The sequence below is a fragment of the Streptacidiphilus sp. EB129 genome (assembly GCF_041262645.1).
Taxonomy (GTDB): domain Bacteria; phylum Actinomycetota; class Actinomycetes; order Streptomycetales; family Streptomycetaceae; genus Streptacidiphilus.
Window position 1 is genome coordinate 226934 of sequence record NZ_JBGCCS010000005.1, and the last position, 23661, is coordinate 250594.

A 23661-nucleotide genomic window follows, 5' to 3' on the forward strand; every position below is an offset into this window, starting at 1 on the left:
ACTTTTGCACCACAGCGCGGCGACACGTCGCACGTCGAGGAGACGAGAAACACCATGGCTGATGACAGCTCCACCGCCGCGACGGCGACGGTCCCCGCGCCCGCGTCCGCATCGGTCTCGGAAGGCGAGCCGCTGCTGGAGGTCGACGGACTGGTCAAGCACTTCCCCATCAAGAAGGGGCTGTTGCAGCGTCAGGCCGGTGCCGTCCAGGCTGTGGACGGGCTGACCTTCTCGGTCCGCCAGGGCGAGACGCTCGGCGTGGTGGGGGAGTCCGGCTGCGGCAAGTCCACGATGGGCCGGCTGATCACCCGGCTGCTGGAGCCGACCGGTGGCAAGGTGACCTTCGAGGGTGCCGACATCACCCACCTGAGCACCGCCCAGATGCGCCCGTACCGCCGGGACATCCAGATGATCTTCCAGGACCCGTACTCCTCGCTGAACCCCCGGCACACCGTCGGCACCATCGTCGGCGCCCCGTTCCGGCTGCAGAACGTCAAGACCGAGAACGGGATCAAGCGCGCGGTCCAGGACATGCTGGAGCTCTGCGGCCTCAACCCGGAGCACTACAACCGCTACCCGCACGAGTTCTCCGGCGGTCAGCGCCAGCGCATCGGCATCGCCCGCGCGCTGGCCCTGCGTCCGAAGATGATCGTCGCGGACGAGCCGGTGTCGGCGCTGGACGTCTCGATCCAGGCCCAGGTCGTGAACCTGCTGGACGACCTGCAGAAGGACCTCGGCCTCACCTATGTCGTGATCGCGCACGACCTCTCGGTGGTCCGGCACGTGTCCGACCGGGTCGCGGTGATGTACCTCGGCAAGATCGTGGAGCTGGCCGACCGCGAGTCGCTCTACGCCAACCCGATGCACCCGTACACCAACGCGCTGATGTCGGCCGTGCCGGTGCCGGACCCGACCCGCAAGGGCGCGGCGGCCCGCGAGCGGATCCTGCTGACCGGTGACGTGCCCTCGCCGATCAACCCGCCGTCCGGCTGCCGCTTCCGTACGCGCTGCTGGAAGGCCCAGGAGGTGTGCTCCACGCAGGAGCCGCCGCTGGTTGCCCTGAAGACGGGCCACCAGGTGGCGTGCCACTTCCCGGAGAACGCGCCGGCCTAGTTTTGTCGGGGCGCGGGGGACTGTTCTGCCTACCTGCTGCTGGGCGGGTGGTTGGCAGCGCACGCAGTTAGTGCAACAGAGCCTCGCGCCCCTTTGTGGTGGTTCTTCGGTTGCCTGGGGTGTCGGATAGAACTACGGGGTGACCTCGCAACTGTTTGAGCCCGGCGTGCAGGAGACACTCGACCTGGTCGGGATCTTCGTCTTCGCCCTGTCCGGCGGCCTGCTCGCGGTCCGGAAGAACCTCGACATCTTCGGTATCGCGGTGCTCGCCGAGGTCACCGCGCTCGGCGGCGGGGTCTTCCGGGACCTGATCATCGGGGCGGTGCCACCGGCCGCGTTCCAGAACATGGGGTACTTCCTCGACCCCCTGGCGGCCACACTGGTGGTCTTCTTCCTGCACCCCGAGGTCCAGCGGATCAACCGCACCGTCCAGCTCCTGGACGCGGCCGGCCTCGGCCTCTTCTGCGTCGCCGGCACTGCCAAGGCCCACGACTACGGTCTCGGCGTGGTCGCCTCGGTCGCCCTGGGCATGGCCACCGCGGTCGGTGGAGGCGTCGCCCGCGACCTGCTCGCCAACGAGCTGCCCTCGCTGCTGCGCTGGGACCGGGCGCTCTACGCCGTTCCGGCGCTGGTCGGCTCCGCCATCGTGGCGGGGCTGATCACGGTGCACCACCTCACCGCCGTCACCGGCACCTTCGCCGCGCTGAGCGCCTTCGTGCTGCGGATGCTCGCCCTGCGCTACGACTGGCGTGCGCCGCGCGCCTGGCACCGCGGCAGCGCCAGCCCCGAGGGCGAGGGCGACGGAGGCTGACACCCCGCCGGACCCGGCCGGGAACGGCCGGCGGGCGGGCGGTCAGGAGGCGGCGAGGCCGCCGTACTCGCGGGAGACCGCCTCGGCGGTCCGCAGCAGGTCGGGAACCAGTCGCCGCAGCGCGGCCATCGGGGCGACCACGGTCGGGGTGGACACCGAGCATGCGGCGATCACCCGTCCGTCGATGCCCCGCACCGGAGCGGCCACGCAGTTCACCGTCTCCTCGTACTCGTTGCGGTCCACCGCCCAGCCCTGGTCACGCACCGTCAGCAGCTCGGCCAGCAGGGCCTCGGGAGAGCGCAGCGAACGGGTGGTGTAGGCCGGGTACTCCAGCCGCTCGGCGACCTCGCGGCGGCGTGCCTCCGGCAGGTCCGCCAGCAGCACCTTGGCCACGGCCGAGGCGGTCAGCGGGGCGCGCTTGCCGATCCGCGAGTACATCCGGACCGGGTAGCGGCTCTCCAGTTTGTCGACGTAGGTCACCTCGCCGTCCTCGTACACCGCGAGGTGGACGGTGTGCCCGCAGCGCTCGTTGAGCGCGGCCAGGTGCGGCGCGGCGACCACCCGGACGTCGATGCTCTCCAGGGCCTGCTGGGCCAGCGAGAACAGCCGGCTGCCGAGGCGGTAACGGTAGTCCGGCTGGCGGTGCACCAGTCCGTGCTCCTCCAGGGTGCGCAGCAGCCGCAGCGCGGTGGACTTGTGCACGCCGATCCGGGTGGCGGCCTGCTCCAGCGAGGAGGGGCCCTCGGCCAGCGAGGCGAGGATCACCAGTGCCCGGTCCACCGTCTGCGCCATGCCCTCGCCCCGCTCGGTCGCCCGCGACTGCCTCGTTCGCGTGTCCACCGGATCCTAGGCAGGCGTTGCACGGGGTGCAACGGCCCTGGGGGAACCGTGTCTCTGTTGGAATCCGGGCCGTGCCGGAATCCGGGGCCCGGCTGGAATCCGGGCTGAGTCGAGGGTGTGGCCACGCGGCGGATCCGGGCACCTCTACACTTGATCTCGCCATGCCCTATCTCGACCATGCGGCGACCACCCCGATGCTGCCCGAAGCGGTCCAGGCGATGACCGCTCACCTCGGCAGCACCGGCAACGCCTCCTCCCTGCACGCCGCCGGCCGTCGCGCCCGCCGCGTCGTCGAGGAGTCCCGGGAGACGCTGGCCCAGGCCCTCGGCGCCCGTCCCAGCGAGGTGGTGTTCACCGGCGGCGGTACGGAGTCCGACAACCTCGCGGTGAAGGGCCTGTTCTGGGCGCGCCGCGATGCCGACCCGGCCCGGGTCCGGGTGCTCTGCAGCCCGGTCGAACACCACGCGGTGCTGGACGCGGTGGAGTGGCTGGAGCGGCACGAGGGCGCCAGGGTCGACTGGCTGCCGGTGGACGGCTACGGCCGGGTCCACCCCGAGGCGCTGCGCGAGGCGGTGCGGTCCAACCCGGCCGACGTCGCGCTGATCACCGTGATGTGGGCCAACAACGAGGTCGGCACCATCCAGCCGGTCGCCGAACTCTCGGCTGTGGCGCGGGAGTTCGGCATCCCCATGCACGCCGACGCGGTGCAGGCGTTCGGTCAGCTGCCGGTCTCCTTCGCCGACTCCGGGCTGGACGCGCTGACCGTCACCGGGCACAAGATCGGCGGACCGTACGGCATCGGCGCGCTGCTGCTCGGCCGCACGATGACGCCGATCCCGCTGCTGCACGGCGGCGGGCAGGAGCGGGACGTCCGTTCCGGCACCCTGGACGTTCCCGGCGCGGCCGGCTTCGCCGCGGCGGCGGAGATCGCCGCCGCGCGCCGCCCCGAGCACGCCGCCACCACCGCGCTGCTCCGCGACGAGCTGGTCGCGGCGGTGTTCGACGCCGTACCGGACGCGGTGCTCAACGGCGACCCCGCACCGGGTGGGCGGCTGCCCGCCAGCGCCCACTTCTCCTTCCCCGGCTGCGAGGGTGACGCCCTGCTGATGCTGCTGGACGCGCGCGGGGTGGAGTGCTCGACCGGCTCCGCCTGTTCGGCGGGGGTTCCGCAGCCCAGCCATGTGCTGCTCGCGATGGGCGCCGAACCGGCGTTGGCCCGCGCCTCGCTGCGGTTCTCGCTGGGCCACACCTCCACCCGCGCCGACGTCGAGGCGCTGGCCGCGGTGATCGGCCCGGTCGTCGAACGCGCCCGGATGGCCGGAGCCCCGGTCCGCTGAACCGCCCCGGCGGTGTGTCCAGTCTTACGGCACGAGCGCGGACAAGGCAGTTGCCTGCGGAACGTACCCTGGTTACATCATGAATGACTTTCCTGGGGCCCCTGACGATTCCGCGTCCGCGCTCGGCGGGGGACGCCTGCGCGTGCTCGCCGCGATGTCCGGCGGGGTGGACTCCGCCGTCGCCGCCGCCCGGGCCGCCGAGGCGGGGCACGACGTCACCGGGGTGCACCTGGCGCTGTCCGGCAACCCGCAGTCCTTCCGTACCGGCGCCCGCGGCTGCTGCACGCTGGAGGACTCGCGCGACGCGCGCCGCGCGGCCGACGTGATCGGGATCCCGTTCTACGTCTGGGACCTCGCCGAGCGCTTCCGCGAGGACGTGGTCGACGACTTCGTCGCGGAGTACGCGGCGGGCCGTACCCCCAACCCGTGCCTGCGCTGCAACGAGAAGATCAAGTTCGCTGCGCTGCTGGACAAGGCCGTCGCGCTGGGCTTCGACGCCGTCTGCACCGGTCACTACGCGCAGATCGTCACCACCGAGGACGGCCTGCGCGAGCTGCACCGCGCGGTGGACCCGGCCAAGGACCAGTCCTACGTCCTCGGCGTGCTGGACGCCGACCAGCTGGCGCACGCGCTGTTCCCGCTCGGGGACACGCCCAAGGAGCTGGTCCGGGCCGAGGCGGAGCGGCGCGGCCTGGCCGTGGCGAAGAAGCCGGACAGCCATGACATCTGCTTCATCGCCGACGGCGACACCCAGGGCTTCCTGGAGCAGCGCCTGGGCACCGCCCCCGGCGAGATCGTCGACGTGGACGGCACCAAGCTGGGCGACCACACCGGCGCGTACGGCTTCACCATCGGCCAGCGCAAGGGACTGCGGATCGGCCGGCCGGCCGCCGACGGCAAGCCCCGCTACGTCCTGGACATCTCCCCGGTCGACAACCGGGTCACCGTCGGCCCGGTCGAGGCGCTGGACGTGTCCGCGCTGACCGGGACCGCTCCGCGCTGGTGCGGCGAGGCGCCGTTCACCGCCGGTGCGTACACCGCGCAGTTGCGCGCCCACGGCGAGCCGGTGGCCGCGACCGCCGAGCTGGTGGACGGCGAGCTGAGGGTGGTGCTGGCCGAGCCGGTGCGGGGGATCGCGCCGGGCCAGGCCGTGGTGCTCTACGACGGCACCCGGGTGGTGGGCTCGGCGACCATCGCCACCACGGAGCGCGCCGCTTTCTCCAGTACCTGACCGACCGCCGCACCTGACCGACCGCCGCACCTGACCGGCTGCGACCGGTCGGACCATCGGCGCGGGTCCCGCGCCATCGACCCCCGGGGGCCCTGTGAACATCACCGTCTTCTGCTCCGCCTTCGTCCTGGACGAGCGCTACACCAAGCCGGCCCGCGAGTTCGCCCGGCTGCTCGGCGAGCGCGGCCACACCCTGGTCTGGGGCGGCTCCCACGCCGGGCTGATGGGCGTGATCGCGGACGAGGCCAAGGCGGCCGGAGCCCGGCTGGTCGGCATCTCTGTGGAGCTGCTTTCGCACAAGACCTACCAGGGCGCCGACGAGCTGGTGACCACCCGCGACCTGGCCGAGCGCAAGGCCGCACTGCTGGCCCGCGCGGACGCGGTGGTGGTGCTGGTCGGCGGCCTGGGCACGCTGGACGAGGCGACCGAGGTGCTGGAGCTGAAGAAGCACGGCCTGCACGACAAGCCGATCGTGCTGCTGGACACCGAGGGCTTCTACGACGGCATGCGCACCCAGCTGCGCCGGATGGAGGCCGAGGGCTTTCTGCCGCGTCCGCTGGACGAGCTGGCCCGCTTCGCGGCGGACGCGGCCGAGGTGCTCGACTACCTGGAGGGACCCTCCGCCTGATCGTTCTGGTACGGCGGGGACGGCTCGGCGCGGGGGAGCCGGGGCAGGGGGACCGGGGTCTGCTCCGTCCCGGCGAGCCCGCCCAGTGGCCCGGCGGGCGCCCCGCTCGGGGACCCGGCCGGTACCGGGCCGGGCCCGGCCTGGCCCTGCGGCACGGGTTGAGGGGAACCCGCCGGGGCGGGTTCGGCGTTCCGGCGCTCCGCCGCCGCCCAGGCCCTGGCGAACGCGGACTCCTCCGCCTGGGACCGCTGCAGCAGCAGGCCCAGGCCCTCGCGGGTGGCGACCACGATCACCCGGTCCTCGCCCTGCAGGACCCGGCTCTCGGCCGGGCCCCAGGTCAGCCGGCCGGAGCCGGACAGCAGTCCGACCACCCGCCAGCCGCCGGGCCGGAACGCCCGGGCCACGGTCCGGCCCTCCAGCTCCTCCCGGCCGCGCACGTTCACCGTGGCGACCAGCAGCATCTGCCGCTCGACCGGAATCGCGGCCAGTACCTGACGGCCCATCATGGCGGCGGCGAAGGCCGGCGCCGCCAGGTAGGACACGCTCCGGCTGCGGGTCGGGGCCTGCGGATACGAGGCCCGCAGCGCCTGGTACACGGTGGTGGCGAAGGCGTCGTCGAACAGCCGGAGCACCACCCGCAGGTCCGGGCGCCGCTCGCGGGCGTACAGCACCGCCTCCAGGTTGACGCTGTCGTTGCTGGTCAGCGCCATCAGCGTGGAGCTGCGACCGATCCGCGCGGCGCGGTAGACCTCGGGCTGGGAGATGTCCCCGATCACCACGGGGACGTTGCGCTTGCGGGCCAGCGACACCCCTGCCGCCTCCGGGTCGCGTTCCACCGCGACCACGGGGACCCGCAGGTCGACCAGCCGCTCCAGCACCCTGGTGCCGACCTTGCCCAGCCCGATGATCACTATGTGGTCGGAGGTGGTCCGCAGCGGGCGGTTGAGCGGCCCGATGGTGCGCAGCGCGCCCAGGTTCTCCAGCACCAGGGCCAGCACCAGCGGCATGATCAGCATGCCGGTGAAGGCGGCCAGCAACTGCAGCAACTGTCGTGCCAGCGGCTGCCCCAGTGCCGGGTTGCCCATCGCCGCGACGTCCATCAGCACCAGGTAGAGCGAGAGCGGCAGCGAGTTGTCGGTCGACAGCCAGGTCGCCAGGGTCAGCACCGCGACCAGGGCGGCCAGCCCGAGACCGGCCAGCCGCAACCGCCGGGAGAACAGCGCGCCCCAGGCCGGACGGCGGAACCGGGGCGCGGGCGGGTCCGGCTCGCTGGGGTCGTGCCGCAGCCAGAGCACGGCGCGGGTGCTCTGCGCCCGTACCCCGGCGGTGCGGGTCTGCGACGGCAGCAGCGGGTGCAGCGGAGTGGTGCCCGAGCCGAGCAGGTCGTTGCTGCGCGGCGCCAGCAGGGCCAGCGGCACCGCGCCGCCCCGGGCCAGCGCGGCCGCCTCGGCAGCGCCCTCCTCGACGGGCTGTTCCACCACCGACAGGGTGCCGCCGTTCACCGGGATGACCTGGTTGCGGCCGGTGACCGCGGCGGAGACCAGCGCCGGGGTGGCCGTCTCCGAGGCGGAGAGCACCGCGGTCGAGCCCCCGTTCGCCGACGCGGTCCGGTCCAGCAGCCGCTCCAGGCGCACCCCGAGCGCGTTGTTGAAGATCCGGATCACCAGCCGCAGCCGGGGGTTGAGCCCGCGGGCCAGCAGCGCGGCCTGGGTGACCGTCGGGTCGTGGTCGATGGTCAGCGCGAGTGCGGTGGCGTCGGTGATCCCGGCGGCGAGCAGGGTCGGCTCGTCGGGGCTGCGTCCGGCGATCACGGTCACCGTGCCGTCCGCGGTGGCCAGCGCGGCGAGCTGGGGCCCGTGGCCCTGGTCCGGGTCGGGGATGACCAGGGTGACCCGTTCGCGGTAGAGGTGGATCAGGTCCAGCGCCACCCGGTGGGTCAGGGCGTCCCCGCCACAGACGATCATGTGCCCGACCTGCGCGGGCGGTGGCCCGGTCGGCTCCGTCACACCGTCCGGCACTGCCGCGGCGAGTTGCTCGGTCACGCGCTGCCCCCGTCGGTCGGCGGCGTCACCCAGCGCCACGCCGCTCCGTGGATCTTCCTCGCCCCCATAGTGACGGATCGTCGGCTGTCGCGGCCGTGATACCAATGAACGCATGGGTACGCACTTGATCACTGGGGCAGGGTCCGGCATCGGCGCGGCGGTCGCCGCCCGGCTGCAGGAACGCGGCGACGACATCTGGCTGCTGGCGCGCAACGCCCAGCGCGCGGAGCTGCTGCGCCGGCGGTTCCCCGGCTGTCAGACGCTGATCGGCGACCTGGCCGTCCCGGACCGGCTGTCCTGGGCGCTGGGCCAGCAGACCCAGCCGGTGCGGCTGAACTCGCTGCTGCACATCGCCGGCATGGTGGAACTGGGCGGGATCGGCGACCTCGGCACCAAGGTCTGGAACGAGACCCTGGCGGTCAACCTGGTCGCCCCGGCCGAGCTGACCCGGCTCTTCCTGCCCACGCTGCGGGTCTCGCGCGGCCATGTCGTCTTCGTCAACTCCGGTGCGGGGCTGGCCGCCCACGCCGAATGGGGGGTCTACGCGGCGTCCAAGTTCGGACTGCGTGCGGTCGCCGACTCGCTGCGCGCCGAGGAGCAGGCCAACAGCGTCCGGGTCACCACCGTCTACCCGGGCCGGACGGCCACCCCCATGCAGCAGAAGGTCCGCGCCCAGGAGGGCCTCCCGTACGACGCGGACGCCTTCATCGCCCCGGAGTCGGTCGCCACCGCCATCCTCACCGCCCTCGACCTGCCCCGGGACGCGGACCTCACCGAGATCACGGTCCGCCCCGGCCGTTGAGCGGCGGGCCGCGCCCGCCGGGCGGCACCGACCGGCGGCGCCGGTAGGGCGGGCCGGGCACCGTCCCGTACGCTGCCCGGGTGAGCGCTGAGAGCACGTTTCCGCAGTTGACCGGTCCGGCGGCGACCGGGGTCGGGTCGATGCCGGGCACCGACGCCCGCGAGGCCGCGAAGACCGTCGTCGGATCCCTGGACGCGCTGCCGCACCTGCCCGAGCTGCCCGCGCGCGGGCCGGGCGCGGACATGATCGGGCGCAGCCTCGGCCTGCTGGTCGAGCTGTTCGCCCGGGTCGAGCCCTCCGGCTGGCGCTTCGGCGACCACCCGGGCCGGGACACCCGCCGGGCCAGGTCGTGGCTCGGCGAGGACCTGGACGCGCTGGAGGAGTTCACCCAGGGCTGGACCGGACCGCTCAAGGTCCAGGCCGTCGGCCCGTGGACGCTGGCCGCGAGCGTGGAACTGCACCGCGGCGAGAAGGCCCTGGCCGACCCTGGCGCGGTCCGCGACATCACCGCCTCGCTGGCCGAGGGCCTGCGGCTGCACCTCGCGGAGCTGCGCCGGCGGATCCCCGGGGCACAGCTGCTGCTGCAACTGGACGAGCCCTCGCTGCCGGCGGTGCTGGCCGGGCAGGTGAAGACCGCGAGCGGCTGGCAGCGGCTGCGGTCGGTGGACCGCCAGGTCGCCGAGGAGACCCTGCGGACCCTGATGCGTTCGCTGGACGTCCCGGTGCTGGTGCACTGCTGCGCCTCCGACGTGCCGCTGGAGCTGCTGCGGCGGGCCGGCGCGGTCGGGGTGTCGGTGGACTTCGCCCTGCTGACGGAGCGTGACGACGACGTCCTCGGCGAGATGCTGGAGGCGGGGACGGTGCTCCTCGCGGGTGTCGTGCCCTCCGCCGACCAGGGATTGTCAGACCCGGCCGGTAGTGTCAGCGGTGTCAGAACACTGTGGCGAAGGCTGGGTCTCGACCCCGCCTTGCTGGCACAACGCGTGGTGGTGACGCCCAGCTGCGGCCTGGCGGGGGCCTCTCCGTCCTACGCGCGGCGTGCGCTGTCACACACCGTGACCGCCGCCCGGAGCCTGGCGGACAATCCGGAGTAACCGAGGAGGGGGTCGTCGATGGAGGAGAGTGGCGTGTCGGACGTGGATCGGGCAAGGCACGCGCAGTTGGCGCAGGAGCTTGAGGACCACCGCACCCGGTACTACGCCCATGACGCCGCCAGTATCAGCGACGCCGAGTTCGACGCGCTGATGCGGGAACTGGAGGCCATCGAGCAGCGCCGCCCGGAGCTGCGGACCCAGGACTCCCCGACCCAGAAGGTCGGTGGCGCCCTCTCCGAGGACTTCGCCAAGGTCACCCACCTGGAGCGGCTGCTCAGCCTCGACAACGCCTTCAACGACGAGGAGTTGGACGCGTGGGGTGAGCGGGTCGAGCGTGACCTCGCCGGCCAGCCGTTCCACTACCTCTGCGAGCTCAAGATCGACGGGCTGGCCATCAACCTGACGTACGAGCACGGGCGGCTGGTGCGTGCCGCCACCCGTGGCACCGGCCGTGTCGGCGAGGACATCACCGCCAACGCCCGCACGATCGCCGAGATCCCGGAGCAGCTCGCCGGGGACGGTCCGCCCGCGCTGGTGGAGGTCCGCGGCGAGGTCTACATGTCCACGGCCGATTTCGAGCAGTTCAACGCCGGCCTCGTGGCTGAGAACGAGCGCCGGACGGAGGAGAACGTCCGCCTGCTCGCGGAGGGCAAGCGCCCGCTGGCGCTGGAGAAGCTCTACTCCAACCCCCGGAACACCGCCGCCGGGTCCCTGCGGATGAAGGATCCGCAGGCCACGGCAGCCCGGCCACTGCGGATGCTGGTGCACGGTATCGGCGCCCGCGAGGGCTTCGACATCGACTGCCAGTCTCACGCCTACGAACTGCTGCACGCCTGGGGACTGCCCACGGCCCGGCACAACAAGGTGGTCGGGACGCTTGCCGAGGTGAAGCAGTTCATCGCCGACTTCGGCGAGAACCGGCACTCGGTGGAGCACGAGATCGACGGCGTGGTCGTCAAGGTCGACGAGATCGCCCTGCAGGGGCGGCTCGGGGCAACGTCCAAGTCGCCACGCTGGGCCATCGCCTGGAAGTACCCGCCCGAGGAGGCCGTCGGCAGGCTGGAGCGGATCCAGGTCGGCATCGGGCGTACCGGCCGGGCCACTCCCTTCGCGGTGCTCGCCGAGCCGGTGCTGATCGCCGGGTCGATGGTCCAGTACGCCACCCTGCACAACCAGGAGGTCGTCAAGAGCAAGGGGGTGCTGATCGGCGACACCGTGGTGCTGCGCAAGGCCGGCGAGATCATCCCGGAGATCCTCGGTCCGGTCGAGGACCTGCGCGACGGCAGCGAACGCGCGTTCGTCATGCCGACCCACTGCCATGAGTGCGGCAGCGAGCTGCGCCCGATGGCGGAGGGCGACATCGACCTGCGCTGCCCCAACGCCCGCTACTGTCCGGCGCAGATCCGGGAGCGGATCGCCTACCTCTGCGGCCGGGAGGCGCTGGACGTCGACAACTTCGGCTATGTCGCGGCAGTCGCGCTCACCCAGCCCCTGGAGCCGTCGACGCCGCCGTTGACGAACGAGGGTGACATCTTCAACCTGTCGATGGAACAGCTCCTTCCGATCAGGGCTCTGGTCCGCGACCCCAAGACCGGCCTGCCCAAGATCGACGAGACCACCGGCGAGCAGAAGGTTGTGTCCTTTTTCGCCAACCTCAAGGGCGAGCCCAAGAAGACCGCCGTTCTGATGCTGGACAACCTCCAGGCCGCCAGGGAGAGCCAGCTGTGGCGCTTCATCAACGGTCTGTCGATCCGTCGCGTCGGTCCGGTCGCCGCGCAGGCGCTGGCGCGGGAGTTCCGTGACCTGGACCGGATCGCCGCGGCCAGTGAGGAGGAACTGGCCGCCACCGAGGGCGTCGGGCCCGGCATCGCCGCCGCCATCATCCAGTGGTTCGCCGAGGACTGGCACCGGGAGATCATCGAGAAGTGGCGCGCGGCCGGCGTCCGGTTCGTCGAGGAGGGCGGCGAGGAGGTCGGCCCGCGGCTGCTGGACGGGCTCACCGTGGTGGTCACCGGCACCCTCGCCTCGCACACCCGTGACGGCGCCAAGGACGCGCTGCAGGCCCTCGGGGCCAAGGTCACCGGCTCGGTGTCGAAGAAGACCGACTTCGTCGTGGTCGGCGACAACCCCGGCTCCAAGTACGACAAGGCCATGCAGCTGAAGCTGTCGGTGCTGGACGACGACGGCTTCGGAGTGCTGCTCAGCGAGGGTGCGGAGGCGGCCCGTGCCGCCGCGCTGCCGCAGGAGACCGCCCCCGAGGACTGACAGCTGGTCAAGTCACTTAACATGAAGGCAAATCGGCCCAGAAGGGCACAGCGTAGTGCCGACCGGCCGGTAACGACACCGGTCGGTCACGGCCTGTCCAATTCCCTGCCCCTCCAGAAGCCCCCGCTTTACCCTGGTGCACAACCCGCTCCCTCGGCGGGCGAACGGGGAACCAGAGGAACATTCATGGAGCGCACGACGTGGCTGGGCCGCGCCGCCCGGCTGGCCGGGCCCGAACGCACGGTCAGAACCGGCCGGTGGGCGGGCGTGGCGTTGTTCGTCGGCGTGCTGGCGGTCGGCGCGGCCCCGCTCCTCCCGCTCGTCCTGCTCACCACCCGGCAGGCGCCCCAACTGCTGCCGCTGTTCGCCGTGCCGCTGGCGGTGCTCTTCGCCGCCTGGCGGATCGCCCGGGACCGGGCCCGGAACCAGGCCCTGGACCCGCTCACCGGCCTGGCCAACCGCGACTCGCTGCTGGCCGCCGCCCGTGAGGCGATCGGCCGCGCCCCGGCCGGCCCCGGCCACGCGGTCGCGCTGATCCTGCTCGACCTGGACCGCTTCCGCTCCCTGAACGACACCCTCGGCCACGCCACCGGCGACCGGCTGCTGGTGCAGGTCGGCGAGCGGCTGCGGCGATCCGTGCGTCCCCTGGGCGGGCTGGCCGCCCGGCTCAGCGGCGACGAGTTCGGCGTGCTGCTCCCGGACGCCGGCGCCGGCCCGGTGCAGACCGCCCGCAGCCTGGTCGCCGACCTGGCCGCGCCGATCCTGCTGGACGGGCTGCAGCTGGTGCTGGAGTCCAGCGCCGGGGTCGCGGTCACCCCCGACGACGCCACCGACGCCGAGACGCTGCTGAGCCGGGCCGACGTGGCGATGGCCCACGCCCAGCGCAGCCGCAGCGGGGTCGAGTCCTACCGGCCCGAGCAGGACGCCGACACGCCCCAGCGGCTCGGTCTGCTCGGCGATCTGCGCCGGGCCATCGACGCCGACCAGGTCGTCATCCACTACCAGCCCAAGGTCGCCTTCGACGGCCATGTCGTCGGCCTGGAGGCGCTGGCGCGCTGGGACCGGGCCGGGCACGGCCCGGTCAGCCCGGAGGAGTTCATCGGCCTCGCCGAGTCCAGCGGCCTGATGCCCCGGCTCACCGACTACGTGCTGGAGGCGGCGGTCAGCCAGCTGGCGAGCTGGCGCGCCGAGGGGATGACCGTCCAGGTCGCCGTCAACGTCTCGCCCCGGGACGTACTCCGGCCGGGCTTCGCCCAGTCCATCGCGGACCGGCTGCTCCGGCACGGGGTCCCGGCGGGGGCGCTGCAGCTGGAGATCACCGAGCGACTGCTGCTGGAGGACGGCCAGCTGGCCGCCGACACGCTGGAGGAACTGCGCCGGCACGGGGTCGGCATGTCGCTGGACGACTTCGGCACCGGCTACTCCTCGCTGGTCCGGCTGCGGAAACTGCCGGTGGGCGAGCTCAAGATCGACCGCTCCTTCGTCAGCCGGATGGTCGCCGACGACCACGACGCCGCGGTGGTGCGCTGCTCGGTGCAGCTGGCGCACTCGCTGGGCCTGACCGTGGTCGCGGAGGGCGTCGAGGACGACGAGACCTGGGAGCGGCTGCACGCGATGGGCTGCGACGCGGTGCAGGGGTGGCTGGTCTCCGCGGCGCTTCCTGCGGAGCAGGCGACGGCTTGGTTGCGGGTTCGCAACGCGGTTGCGCCGTTGCCTGCGGAGCCCACGTGAGTGGTGGGGTACGGCTGCTTGGGACGTGCGGCTTGGTGCGTGGTTCGTCGCGCAGTTCCTCGCGCCCCTGTATGTGGTTGCTCCTGAGGCTTGGGTGCTCCGTAGGATGGGCGGGGACCCGCTGTCAATAGACTGGGGTCGGTAACCCAGAACTCACCCCGAAGGGGATCGCTGCATGCCTGGCATTACGCGCGAGGAGGTCGCCCACCTCGCCCGGCTGTCGCGGCTGGAGCTCAAGAGCGAAGAGCTTGACCACTTCGCCGAGCAGCTCAACGCGATCGTGGACGCGGTCGCCCGCGTCAGCGAGATCGCCGCCGATGACGTCCCGCCGACCTCGCATCCGCTGCCGCTGACCAACGTCATGCGCCCGGACGTGGTCCGCCCCTCGCTCACGCCCGCCGAGGCCCTCGCCGGCGCACCCGCCGCGGAGGAGCAGCGCTTCCGCGTGCCGCAGATCCTCGGGGAGGACTGAACCACCCATGACTGACCTGATTCCCGCTTCCGACATCATCCGGAGCACCGCCGCCGAGACGGCCGCGGCCATCGCCGCCGGCGAGGTCTCCGCCGTCGAGGTCGCCCAGGCGCACCTGGACCGCATCGGCGCCGTCGACGAGAAGGTGCACGCCTTCCTGCACGTCGACACCGAGGGTGCGCTGCAGGCCGCCCGCGCCGTGGACGCCAGGCGTGCCGCCGGCGAGGAGCTCGGCCCGCTGGCCGGCGTCCCGCTGGCGCTCAAGGACGTGTTCACCACCAAGGGCGTGCCCACCACGGCCGGGTCGAAGATCCTGGAAGGCTGGGTGCCGCCGTACGACGCCACCCTGACGCGCCGTCTCAAGGACGCCGGCATCGTGATCCTCGGCAAGACCAACATGGACGAGTTCGCCATGGGGTCCTCCACCGAGAACTCCGCCTTCGGGCCCACCGGCAACCCCTGGGACCTCTCCCGGATCCCCGGCGGCTCCGGCGGCGGTTCCGCGGCCGCGCTGGCCGCCTACCAGGCGCCGCTGGCCATCGGCACCGACACCGGCGGCTCGATCCGCCAGCCGGGCGCGGTCACCGGCACGGTCGGCGTCAAGCCGACCTACGGCACGGTCTCCCGCTACGGCCTGATCGCCTTCTCGTCCTCGCTGGACCAGGGCGGCCCCTGCGCCCGTACCGTGCTGGACGCGGCGCTGCTGCACGAGGCCATCGCCGGGCACGACCCGCTGGACTCGACCTCCATCGACACCCCCGTGCTGCCGCTGGTCGCCGCCGCCCGCGAGGGCGCGAAGGGCGACCTCAAGGGCGTCCGCGTCGGCGTGGTGAAGGAGTTCGCCGGCGAGGGCTACCAGGCCGGGGTGATGCAGCGGTTCCACGAGTCGGTGGACATCCTCCGCGCCCTCGGCGCCGAGGTGGTCGAGGTCTCCTGCCCGTCCTTCACCTACGCGCTGCCCGCGTACTACCTGATCGCGCCGTCCGAGGCGAGCTCCAACCTGGCCCGCTTCGACGCCATGCGCTACGGCCTGCGGGTCGGCGACGACGGCAGCCGTTCGGCGGAGGAGGTCACCGCGCTGACCCGCGAGGCCGGTTTCGGCCCCGAGGTGAAGCGCCGGATCATCCTCGGCACCTACGCGCTGTCCTCGGGCTACTACGACGCCTACTACGGCTCGGCGCAGAAGGTCCGCACCCTGATCACCCGGGACTTCGCCTCGGCCTTCGAGGGCGTCGACGTGCTGGTCTCGCCGACCACCCCGACCACCGCGTTCCCGATCGGCGAGCGGGCCGACGACCCGATCGCGATGTACCTGGCGGACCTGTGCACCATTCCGTCGAACCTGGCCGGCAACTCGGCCATGTCGCTCCCCTGCGGTCTCGCCCCGGAGGACAATCTCCCGGTCGGCCTGCAGATCATCGCTCCCGCCCTGGCCGACGACCGGCTGTACCGGGTAGGCGCGGCGGTCGAGGCGGCACTCAACGACAAGTGGGGACACCCCCTGCTGGAGGAGGCACCGGCGCTGTGACAGCCACCATCGAGAAGACCGGCACGACCGGCAAGGCCAGTCAGCTCAAGGGCCTCAAGCACAGTAAGCCGGGCATTCTGTTCGGTATGGCCGGCAGCGCCTACAGCGCGTTCGGCGTCGTCAAGGACATCCGCAAGGCCCGCCGCGAGGGTGACACCCTCAAGCTGGTCAACGCCGCCGTGGGCGCCCTCGCCCTGGCCACCGGCACCCTGCTGCTCATCCGCGAGCTGCGCCGGCTGGGCGACGACGACATCCTGGCAGGCTGACCATCCGTGAACGTGAGTGAAGAGGGGACGCAGTGAGCGTCATCGACCTGGTGCCCTACGACGAGGCACTGGCCGCCTACGACCCGGTCATGGGCCTGGAGGTCCATGTCGAGCTGGGCACCGCCACCAAGATGTTCTGCGGCTGCTCGACCGAGCTCGGCGCCGAGCCCAACTCGCAGGTCTGCCCGACCTGCCTGGGCCTGCCCGGGTCGCTGCCGGTGGTCAACGCGATCGGCGTGGAGTCCGCCGTCAAGATCGGCCTCGCGCTGAACTGCGAGATCGCCGAGTGGTGCCGGTTCGCCCGGAAGAACTACTTCTACCCGGACATGCCGAAGAACTTCCAGACCTCCCAGTACGACGAGCCGATCGCCTTCAACGGCTACCTGGACGTCACGCTGGAGGACGGCGAGGTCTTCCGGGTCGAGATCGAGCGCGCCCACATGGAGGAGGACACCGGCAAGTCCTCCCACATCGGCGGCGCCACCGGCCGCATCCACGGCGCCTCGCACTCGCTCCTGGACTACAACCGGGCCGGCATCCCGCTGATCGAGATCGTCACCAAGCCGATCGAGGGCGCGGGCACCCGCGCCCCCGAGGTCGCCAAGGCCTATGTGGCCGAGCTGCGCGAGGTCATCAAGGCCCTGGGCGTGTCCGAGGCCCGGATGGACAAGGGCCAGATGCGCTGCGACGTCAACCTGTCGCTGCGGCCGCACGGGCGCGAGGAGTTCGGCACCCGCTCGGAGACCAAGAACGTCAACTCGCTGCGCTCGGTCGAGCGGGCGGCGCGCTTCGAGATCCAGCGGCACGCCGCGGTGCTCAACGCCGGCGGCACCATCATCCAGGAGACCCGCCACTTCCACGAGGAGGACGGCAGCACCACCGCCGGGCGGATCAAGGACAACGCCGAGGACTACCGCTACTTCCCCGAGCCGGACCTGGTCCCGGTCGCCCCCTCCCGCGGGTGGGTCGCCGAGCTGCGCGCCGGGCTGCCGGAGATGCCGCGGGTGCGCCGGGAGCGGCTGCAGGCCGAGTGGGGCATCTCCGACCTGGAGATGCAGTCGGTGCTCAACGCCGGTGCGATCGACCCGATCCTGGAGAGCATCGCCGCCGGCGCCCCCGCCGACCAGGCCCGCAAGTGGTGGATGGGCGAGCTGGCGCGCCGCGCCAACGAGTCCGGCACCGAGCTGAGCGCCCTGCCGATCACCCCGGCGCAGGTCGCCCGGGTGTGCGCGCTGGTCGCGGCCGGATCGCTGAACGACAAGCTGGCCCGTCAGGTCATCGAGGCCGTGCTGGACGGCGAGGGCGACCCCGACGAGGTCGTCGCCAAGCGCGGCCTGGCCGTGGTCTCCGACGACTCGGCGCTCGGTGCGGCCGTGGACGAGGCCATCGCGGCCAACCCGGACGTCGCCGCGAAGATCCGCGACGGCAAGGTCGCGGCGGCCGGTGCGCTGGTCGGCGCGGTCATGAAGGCCACCCGTGGCCAGGCCGATGCGGCCCGCGTCAAGGAGCTCATCCTCGAACGGCTTGCCTGAGAGGATCAACAGGCACAGCCTGGAGTGGCTTGCCTGAGGGTCACCGCGATGACGTAACGTCACCGGAGCACGATGCCCCACCCCGTTCCTGGCCGGGTGGGGCATCGTCATGTCAACCCCGAACTCTGTGCAGAAACGTAACGGCAGGTGTTACGGACAACAGGAAACCGCGACAGCCCCCCGAGTCGTGTCACTGCACGTCACGGACACGCCGTCGACATCTCCTGGGGGGGACCCACCATGACAGTTCGTCACCGTACTCTGCCGCTCGCACTCCTCGCCGCCGCCACCGCGGTCCTCGCCACCGCGTGCAGCGGGGGCGCCGCCACGAGCGCGTCCGGCTCCGCTCCGTCGTCGGCGGTGACCTCCGGGGCATCCGGCGGCGCCTCCACGGCTTCGACCGGGGGCTCCGGATCCGGCGGCGGAGCCCAGACGGCGGCGCCGATCTCCAACGGCGGCTCCAACGGCGGTTCCGGCAGCGGCTCCAACGGCGGCTCGGCCGGCGGGAGCGGCGGCTCCGCCGGTGGCAACGGCAGCAGTGACTCCTACGCCTACAAGCACCCCTGCACCAGCGACCAGGTCACCGTCGCGGTGCGGTACCAGGCGAGCGTGGGCACCACCCGCCGGGTCATCACCGTCACCAACCACGGCGGCAGCGCCTGCGGTATGAGCTACTACCCGGACGTCTCCATCGGCGCGAACGCCAGCGCGGCCACCAGCGGTGACGGCACGATGCCGGGCTCCCTCACGGCCAAGGCCCCCGGCGGCCTCGGCGGTGCGCCGTACGACCCGCTCTACGCCGGGCAGACGCAGTACTCGGTGGTGGACCTCAACCCCGGCCACAGCAGCGCGGGCACCAGCCGGTCCTACGACACCCTGGCCGTCCGTGCCGACGACTCCTGGGCCAACGCCGTGATCCAGAACGACCCGGTCCGGGCGCAGCCCGCCAACTCCGGCAACCCCGAGGTCAAGGACCCCCGGGTGAGCCTGTACTACACCAGCCTCGGTACCGCGACCGCGCAGGTGGCCGTCTCCGGCAACTATGCCTAGAGCAACTGTGCCCAGAGCAACTGTGCCCAGTCACCCGGCCGGCCGGCCCTAAGACGTAGGTGCACCGCGCCTAAGGCCCCGGTCCGGGGGAAGATCCGGCACTCGCCCGATGCCCGGCACCCCCCTGGGGGAGGAATCTTGATCTCAGCAGGAAGCACGGAGACACCGTGCGGATCAGGACACCAGGGGAGCAGCACATGTCCGGCATCGACATCCAGTACCAGTCCGCCAAGTTCCGCGAGATCGAGCTGCGGCGCGCGGCCGAGCACTTCCGGCTCGTCGCGGAGGCGGAGCGGGCGGCCAAGAGCGAGCGGGCAGAAGCCCGGCGACAGAAGGGGGGTGCGGACCACTCGCACCTCCGGGGGGTACGCCGGTTCCGGCGGGCCTCGGTCCCCAGCGGCTGCTGATCCTCCGGGCTGTCGGAGGCGTGTGCGATGCTCACTGCTGTGGAGCGGATATCGGTAAGTCCGGTGTTCGTCGGTCGCTCGGCTGAACTGGCCGAGCTCACGGCGGCGCTGAAGCGGGCGGGGGACGGGCAGCCGCAGGCACTGCTCATCGCGGGGGACGCCGGGGTCGGCAAGACCCGGCTGCTGGAGGAGTTCATCGTCGCGGCCACGGCTCGGGGGGCTGTGGCCGCGCTGGGCGGCTGTGTCGAGATCGGCGCGGACGGGCTTCCGTACGGGCCGATCGTCGCCGCCCTGCGGTCGCTGCACCACCAGCTCGGCGCCGAGGTCGAGCTGGCCGCGGCCGGGAGCGACGGGCGGCTCTCGCAACTGCTGCCCGAGCTGGGCCAGTGCGTCCCGGAGGCGCACGACGAGTTCGGCCGGGCCCGGCTGTTCGAGGCCACCGCGCAGCTGTTCCAGCGGCTGTCCGCCGCCCGGACCCTGGTGCTGACGCTGGAGGACCTGCACTGGTCCGACCGCTCCACCCGCGAGCTGCTGCTCTACCTGCTGCGCACGCTGCGCGACTCACGGGTCGTCATCATCGCCAGCTACCGCAGCGACGACCTGCACCGCCGCCACCCGCTGCGCCCGTTCCTGGCCGAACTGGAGCGGCTGCGCACCGTTCAGCGACTGGAACTGCCCCGGCTGGCCGAGACCGAGGTCGCCGCGCAGCTCACCGGCATCCTGCACAGCGCCCCGGACCGCTCGCTGGTGGCCCGGATCTACCGGCGCTCCGAGGGCATCCCGTTCTTCGTCGAGGAGCTCGCCGCCAGCTACCAGGACGGCTGCGGCACCGGCCTGACCGACTCGCTGCGGGATCTGCTGCTGGTCCGCGTCGAGGCCCTGCCCGAGCAGGTGCAGTCGGTGCTGCGCACCCTCGCCCAGGGCGGCTCCGCCGTGCAGTACGGCCTGCTCCAGGCGGTGCTGGCGATGCCCGAGGACGAGCTGATCGGGTCCCTGCGCACGGTCGTCGACGCCAACATCCTGCGGCCGACCGCCAACGGCGACGGCTACTGCTTCCGGCACGCCCTGGTCCGCGAGGCCGTCGCCGACGACCTGCTGCCGGGTGAGAGCAGCCGGATCAAGCGCCGCTACGCCACCGTCCTCAGCGAGCAGCCGCACCTGGTGCCCGCCGACGAGCGGATCACCCGGCTGGCCAACTACTGGTACAGCGCCGGGGACGCCGCCCGCGCCCTGCCCGCCGCACTGGACGCCTCGCGCGAGGCGCGCCGCCGCAACGCCTTCGCCGAGCAGCTGCAGATGCTGGAACGCGCCCTGGAACTGTGGGAGCGGGTCCCCGCCGAGACCCTGGCCGAGCTCCGCCCGGTGGACTACGCCGAGTCGTATCCGCCGTGCAGCTGCGACTACGACCCCGACGACGCCTGCTGCAGCACCCTGCGCCATGTCGACGTGATCGCCGAGGCCGCCGTCGCCGCCAGGCTCTGCGGTGAGCGGGAGCGCTGCCTCAGCCTGTGCAAGCAGGCGCTGCGGCAGATCGACGAGACCATCGATCCGACCAGGGCGGCCTGGTTCTGGGCGCAGCGCTCCCGGGTCAGCCTGTCCTACAGCCGCGACGGCGGCCGCAAGGAACTGGCCAACGCGCGCCGGCTGGTGGAGAACCGACCGCCCAGCGCGGTGCAGGCGGAGGTGTTCGCCCGGCTCGCCGCCTGCGACATGGTCGACTGGCCCGAGAACGAGGACATCGCGCTCTCCGAGCACGCCGTGCAGATCGCCCGTCAGGTCGGCGCGGAGACCGTGGAACTGCATGCCCGCTGCACGCTGGGCACGCTGCTGGTGATCCTGGGCCGCGACCAGCAGGGCCTGGACGAGCTCACCGACGTGCTCCGGCGCGCGGTCGAGCTGGGCGAACCGGACCTGATGTCCCGGGCCTACGTCAACCTCTCCGACGTCTACGAGGGGCTGGGCCGCTCGGCCGACGCGGCGGCCGCCGCCCGGGCCGGCTGCGAGATGGCCCGCAGGAGCGGCCTGCTGGGGGCAGCCGGTCCGACGCTGCGCGGCAACCTGATCGAGTCGCTGCTCTCCCTGGGCGAGCTGGACGAGGCGTCCGAGCTGCTCGACACCGCCTCGCCCGACCTGGGCTCGGACAGCGACCGCAGCTTCCTGGACCGGCTGCGCGGCAACCTGGCGCTGCTCCGTGACGACCTGCCGGCCGCGGTCGCGCACCTGCGCGGGTCGCAGGAGACGCTCAACCTGGACCGGGCCCAGACCTGGCTGCCGATGTCCGAGCTGGCGGTCAGGACCGCCGCCGCCGAGGGCCGCTTCGAGGACGCCAGGGCCGAGCTGGTGAAGGTGCTGGACTTCGGCTTCCCCGAGGGCAAGTCCCGCTACTGCTGGCCGCTGCTGCTGCACGGCGTCGCCGCCGAGGCGGACGCGCGCGGCCTGCCGGCCATGGACGCCGGGCGCGCCGAGGTGCTCGACCGGGTCCGTGTCGCGGTGACCGGCTTCCACCGGCACTGGCCACTGGTGCGCGGCTGGGCGCTGCTGATGGACGCCGAACTCGCCCGTGCCGAGGGCGAGCTGGACGCGGAGGCGTACCACCGCGCGATCGCGGCGCTGGAGCCGGTCGGGCTGCCCTACCCGCTGGACCTGGCACTGCTGCGGGCCGCCGAGGCGGAGGCGCAGCGCGGCGACCGGCAGACCGCGGCGGCGCTGCTGCGGCGCGCGTCGGCGGAGGCCGCCCGGCACGGCGACGTCCGGCTCGGCCGGGCCGCCGCCCGGCTGGCGGACCGGGCCCGGCTGCACCCGGCCGGGGAGCCGGTCGCGGCGCTGGCCGGGGCGGCGTCCGCGATCCCGTTCAGCCTGACCGCCCGTGAGCAGGACGTGCTCCGGCTGGTCGCGCTCGGGCGTACCAACCGTCAGATCGCCGAGGAGCTCTACATCTCGCCGAAGACGGCCAGCGTGCACGTCTCCAACATCCTGGCGAAGCTGGAGGTCACCAGCCGCGGCGAGGCCGCCGCCATGGCGCACCGGCTGCACCTGGTGCCGGAGGAGTCCGGGCTGGGCGTCCACTGATACGGCTCCACCCGGGTGCGGCCCCGCGCGGGGGTCGGGACCGCGTCCGGGTGGAGCGCTCTGCCGACCGGGCCGGCCCGCCCTCGCCGGGGAGCTGCCCGCCCGGGGTGCTGCGGCTCGGCGGAGTCGCCACACAGCGGCGGGTGGCTCGCGGGCGGTGTGCCGCGCTCGTCGGGGTGCCGAGCCTCGGCGGGTGCCGCGCCGCCGCGGAGCTGCCCGCCCGGGGTGGCGCGGCGCGGCGGAGTCGGCGTGGTTGGGCGCGGTGCGATGGCCTAGTGTCGCGGGCATGGCCCGTTATCTGCTGCCGTACCCGCCCGACGAGATCGGCGGGCTGCCGCCCGCGCTGGTCGCGGAGGTCGCCGTCTGGGACGGCAGCACCCCGCCGCCGTCCCAGCAGCTGCTCGACGGCGTCGAGTTCTTCTGTCTGCCCTACCTGCGGCATGCCGCCGCCGTCCCGCTGCTGGCCCGGATGCCGGCGCTGCGGACCGTGCAGACGCTGACCGCCGGGGTCGACGACGTGGTTCCCCACCTGCCGCCCGGCGTCGGGCTGAACAACGCCCGCGGCCTGCATGACGCCAGCACCGCGGAGCTGGCGGTGACGCTGGTGCTGGCCTCGCTCCGCGGCGTGCCGCAGTTCGTCCGCAACCAGGCGGTGGGCCACTGGGACCAGTCCTTCCAGCCCGCGCTGGCCGACCGCACGGTGCTGATCGTCGGCTACGGGTCGATCGGGGCGGCGGTGGAGGAGCGGCTGCGGCCCTTCGAGTGCGAGGTGGTCCGGGTGGCGCGCAGCGCCAGGACCGCGCCGCACGGTCCGGTGCACGCCCTGGCCGATCTCCCGGAGCTGCTGCCGGCCGCCGACGTGGTGCTGCTGCTGGTCCCGCTCACCGCGGAAACCCGCCATCTCGCGGACGCCGGCTTCCTCTCCCGGCTCAGGGACGGCGCCCTGCTCGTCAACGTCGCCCGCGGCCCGGTGGTGGACACCAAGGCCCTGCTGGCCGAGCTCGAATCGGGCCGGTTGCGGGCCGCCCTCGACGTCACCGACCCGGAACCGCTCCCGGCCGACCATCCGCTGTGGCGCGCGCCCAACGTCCTGATCACCCCTCATGTCGGCGGTCCCAGCTCGGCCTTCCTGCCCCGCGCACTGCGGCTGCTGCGCGCCACCCTGCTCGCCACCTGACGCCACCCCGCGCCACCCCGCGCGCCGCCGTGCCCCGCGCGCTGGGCCGCACGCCCGCCCATTCGGTTGGCTCCCGGCCCTTTCCGTCCGAATCCCGTGCGAGGACGCCGATCCCCTCCATTACTCTGAGTTGAGTGTGGATGTCGCAGAGTGACGAGAGTGGTGTAAGGTCCCGACCGGGCGAGCCGGTACGGAGCGATCCGCGTCGCTGCTCCGCCCGCATCCGGGGCCGGAGGGGGAGTTGCCGGTGATCAGTACCGAGACCG

The 23661-nt window shown here is 72.8% G+C and carries 19 protein-coding genes; 17 read left to right on the forward strand and 2 right to left on the reverse strand.

The features are described from left to right. Positions 1-54 precede the first annotated feature (54 nt). Positions 55-1113 (forward strand): ABC transporter ATP-binding protein, encoded by a 1059-nt coding sequence (locus ABH925_RS08810; protein WP_370146635.1) that lies wholly within the window; start codon positions 55-57, stop codon positions 1111-1113. 139 nt (positions 1114-1252) lie between these two features. Further along, a complete protein-coding gene (locus ABH925_RS08815; RefSeq protein WP_370146636.1) occupies positions 1253-1924 on the forward strand; it encodes a trimeric intracellular cation channel family protein in 672 nt (223 codons plus the stop codon). 42 nt (positions 1925-1966) lie between these two features. On the opposite strand, the gene ABH925_RS08820 is transcribed toward ABH925_RS08815, so the two are convergent. Continuing rightward, complete coding sequence (locus ABH925_RS08820; protein WP_370146819.1) at positions 1967-2716, reverse strand: IclR family transcriptional regulator; 750 nt, start codon at positions 2714-2716, stop codon at positions 1967-1969. Positions 2717-2925: 209 nt separating this feature from the next. Here ABH925_RS08820 and ABH925_RS08825 point away from each other — a divergent pair, with 209 nt between their 5' ends. The 3 genes from ABH925_RS08825 (at position 2926) to ABH925_RS08835 (ending at position 5960) form a co-directional block, all read left to right on the forward strand. Beyond that, entirely contained in the window at positions 2926-4101 is a 1176-nt protein-coding gene (locus ABH925_RS08825; RefSeq protein ID WP_370146637.1) for a cysteine desulfurase family protein, read from the forward strand. Positions 4102-4180: 79 nt separating this feature from the next. Continuing rightward, positions 4181-5332 (forward strand): tRNA 2-thiouridine(34) synthase MnmA, encoded by a 1152-nt coding sequence (mnmA, locus tag ABH925_RS08830; protein WP_370146638.1) that lies wholly within the window; start codon positions 4181-4183, stop codon positions 5330-5332. A 94-nt stretch (positions 5333-5426) separates the two neighbouring features. After that, complete coding sequence (locus ABH925_RS08835; RefSeq protein WP_370146640.1) at positions 5427-5960, forward strand: TIGR00730 family Rossman fold protein; 534 nt, start codon at positions 5427-5429, stop codon at positions 5958-5960. On the opposite strand, the gene ABH925_RS08840 is transcribed toward ABH925_RS08835, so the two are convergent. Then, positions 5936-8002, reverse strand: coding sequence for an NAD-binding protein (locus ABH925_RS08840; protein ID WP_370146641.1), 2067 nt, complete (start codon positions 8000-8002; stop codon positions 5936-5938). The genes ABH925_RS08835 and ABH925_RS08840 overlap by 25 nt on opposite strands. Before the next feature lie 112 nt (positions 8003-8114). On the opposite strand from ABH925_RS08840, the gene ABH925_RS08845 reads away from it, so the two are divergent. The 12 genes from ABH925_RS08845 (at position 8115) to ABH925_RS08900 (ending at position 23395) form a co-directional block, all read left to right on the forward strand. Beyond that, positions 8115-8804 (forward strand): SDR family oxidoreductase, encoded by a 690-nt coding sequence (locus ABH925_RS08845; RefSeq protein WP_370146642.1) that lies wholly within the window; start codon positions 8115-8117, stop codon positions 8802-8804. Between the two features lie 80 nt (positions 8805-8884). Further along, positions 8885-9898 carry a methionine synthase gene (locus tag ABH925_RS08850; RefSeq protein ID WP_370146643.1) on the forward strand — a complete coding sequence of 338 codons (1014 nt, stop codon included), beginning with the start codon at positions 8885-8887 and terminating at the stop codon, positions 9896-9898. 18 nt (positions 9899-9916) lie between these two features. After that, a complete protein-coding gene (gene ligA, locus ABH925_RS08855; protein WP_370146644.1) occupies positions 9917-12163 on the forward strand; it encodes an NAD-dependent DNA ligase LigA in 2247 nt (748 codons plus the stop codon). Positions 12164-12349: 186 nt separating this feature from the next. Then, entirely contained in the window at positions 12350-13894 is a 1545-nt protein-coding gene (locus ABH925_RS08860) for a putative bifunctional diguanylate cyclase/phosphodiesterase (RefSeq protein WP_370146645.1), read from the forward strand. Positions 13895-14069: 175 nt separating this feature from the next. Further along, positions 14070-14366, forward strand: a complete 297-nt coding sequence (gene gatC / locus ABH925_RS08865; RefSeq protein ID WP_370146646.1) for an Asp-tRNA(Asn)/Glu-tRNA(Gln) amidotransferase subunit GatC — start codon at positions 14070-14072, stop codon at positions 14364-14366. A gap of 7 nt (positions 14367-14373) precedes the next feature. Then, positions 14374-15894 carry an Asp-tRNA(Asn)/Glu-tRNA(Gln) amidotransferase subunit GatA gene (gene gatA / locus ABH925_RS08870; RefSeq protein WP_370146647.1) on the forward strand — a complete coding sequence of 507 codons (1521 nt, stop codon included), beginning with the start codon at positions 14374-14376 and terminating at the stop codon, positions 15892-15894. Next, positions 15891-16160, forward strand: coding sequence for a hypothetical protein (locus ABH925_RS08875; protein ID WP_370146649.1), 270 nt, complete (start codon positions 15891-15893; stop codon positions 16158-16160). Before gatA ends, ABH925_RS08875 begins: the two co-directional genes overlap by 4 nt. Before the next feature lie 32 nt (positions 16161-16192). Then, positions 16193-17692: an Asp-tRNA(Asn)/Glu-tRNA(Gln) amidotransferase subunit GatB gene (gatB, locus tag ABH925_RS08880; protein ID WP_370146650.1), complete on the forward strand. Its 1500-nt coding sequence runs from the start codon at positions 16193-16195 to the stop codon at positions 17690-17692. 240 nt (positions 17693-17932) lie between these two features. Then, entirely contained in the window at positions 17933-18742 is an 810-nt protein-coding gene (locus ABH925_RS08885; protein ID WP_370146652.1) for a DUF4232 domain-containing protein, read from the forward strand. 197 nt (positions 18743-18939) lie between these two features. Next, positions 18940-19149 carry a hypothetical protein gene (locus tag ABH925_RS08890; RefSeq protein WP_370146654.1) on the forward strand — a complete coding sequence of 70 codons (210 nt, stop codon included), beginning with the start codon at positions 18940-18942 and terminating at the stop codon, positions 19147-19149. 27 nt (positions 19150-19176) lie between these two features. Next, entirely contained in the window at positions 19177-22218 is a 3042-nt protein-coding gene (locus tag ABH925_RS08895; protein WP_370146655.1) for a helix-turn-helix transcriptional regulator, read from the forward strand. A gap of 286 nt (positions 22219-22504) precedes the next feature. Continuing rightward, positions 22505-23395 carry a 2-hydroxyacid dehydrogenase gene (locus ABH925_RS08900; protein ID WP_370146657.1) on the forward strand — a complete coding sequence of 297 codons (891 nt, stop codon included), beginning with the start codon at positions 22505-22507 and terminating at the stop codon, positions 23393-23395. The last annotated feature ends 266 nt before the right edge of the window (positions 23396-23661 follow it).

Coding starts and splice junctions, on each gene's coding strand:
- ABH925_RS08825 (WP_370146637.1), top strand. CDS start 2,926: ATGCCCTATCTCGACCATGCGGCGACCACCCCGATGCTGCCCGAAGCG.
- ABH925_RS08860 (WP_370146645.1), top strand. CDS start 12,350: ATGGAGCGCACGACGTGGCTGGGCCGCGCCGCCCGGCTGGCCGGGCCC.
- ligA (WP_370146644.1), top strand. CDS start 9,917: ATGGAGGAGAGTGGCGTGTCGGACGTGGATCGGGCAAGGCACGCGCAG.
- gatC (WP_370146646.1), top strand. CDS start 14,070: ATGCCTGGCATTACGCGCGAGGAGGTCGCCCACCTCGCCCGGCTGTCG.
- ABH925_RS08895 (WP_370146655.1), top strand. CDS start 19,177: ATGCTCACTGCTGTGGAGCGGATATCGGTAAGTCCGGTGTTCGTCGGT.
- gatA (WP_370146647.1), top strand. CDS start 14,374: ATGACTGACCTGATTCCCGCTTCCGACATCATCCGGAGCACCGCCGCC.
- ABH925_RS08845 (WP_370146642.1), top strand. CDS start 8,115: ATGGGTACGCACTTGATCACTGGGGCAGGGTCCGGCATCGGCGCGGCG.
- ABH925_RS08820 (WP_370146819.1), bottom strand. CDS start 2,716: ATGGCGCAGACGGTGGACCGGGCACTGGTGATCCTCGCCTCGCTGGCC.
- mnmA (WP_370146638.1), top strand. CDS start 4,181: ATGAATGACTTTCCTGGGGCCCCTGACGATTCCGCGTCCGCGCTCGGC.
- ABH925_RS08900 (WP_370146657.1), top strand. CDS start 22,505: ATGGCCCGTTATCTGCTGCCGTACCCGCCCGACGAGATCGGCGGGCTG.
- ABH925_RS08885 (WP_370146652.1), top strand. CDS start 17,933: ATGACAGTTCGTCACCGTACTCTGCCGCTCGCACTCCTCGCCGCCGCC.
- ABH925_RS08810 (WP_370146635.1), top strand. CDS start 55: ATGGCTGATGACAGCTCCACCGCCGCGACGGCGACGGTCCCCGCGCCC.
- ABH925_RS08890 (WP_370146654.1), top strand. CDS start 18,940: ATGTCCGGCATCGACATCCAGTACCAGTCCGCCAAGTTCCGCGAGATC.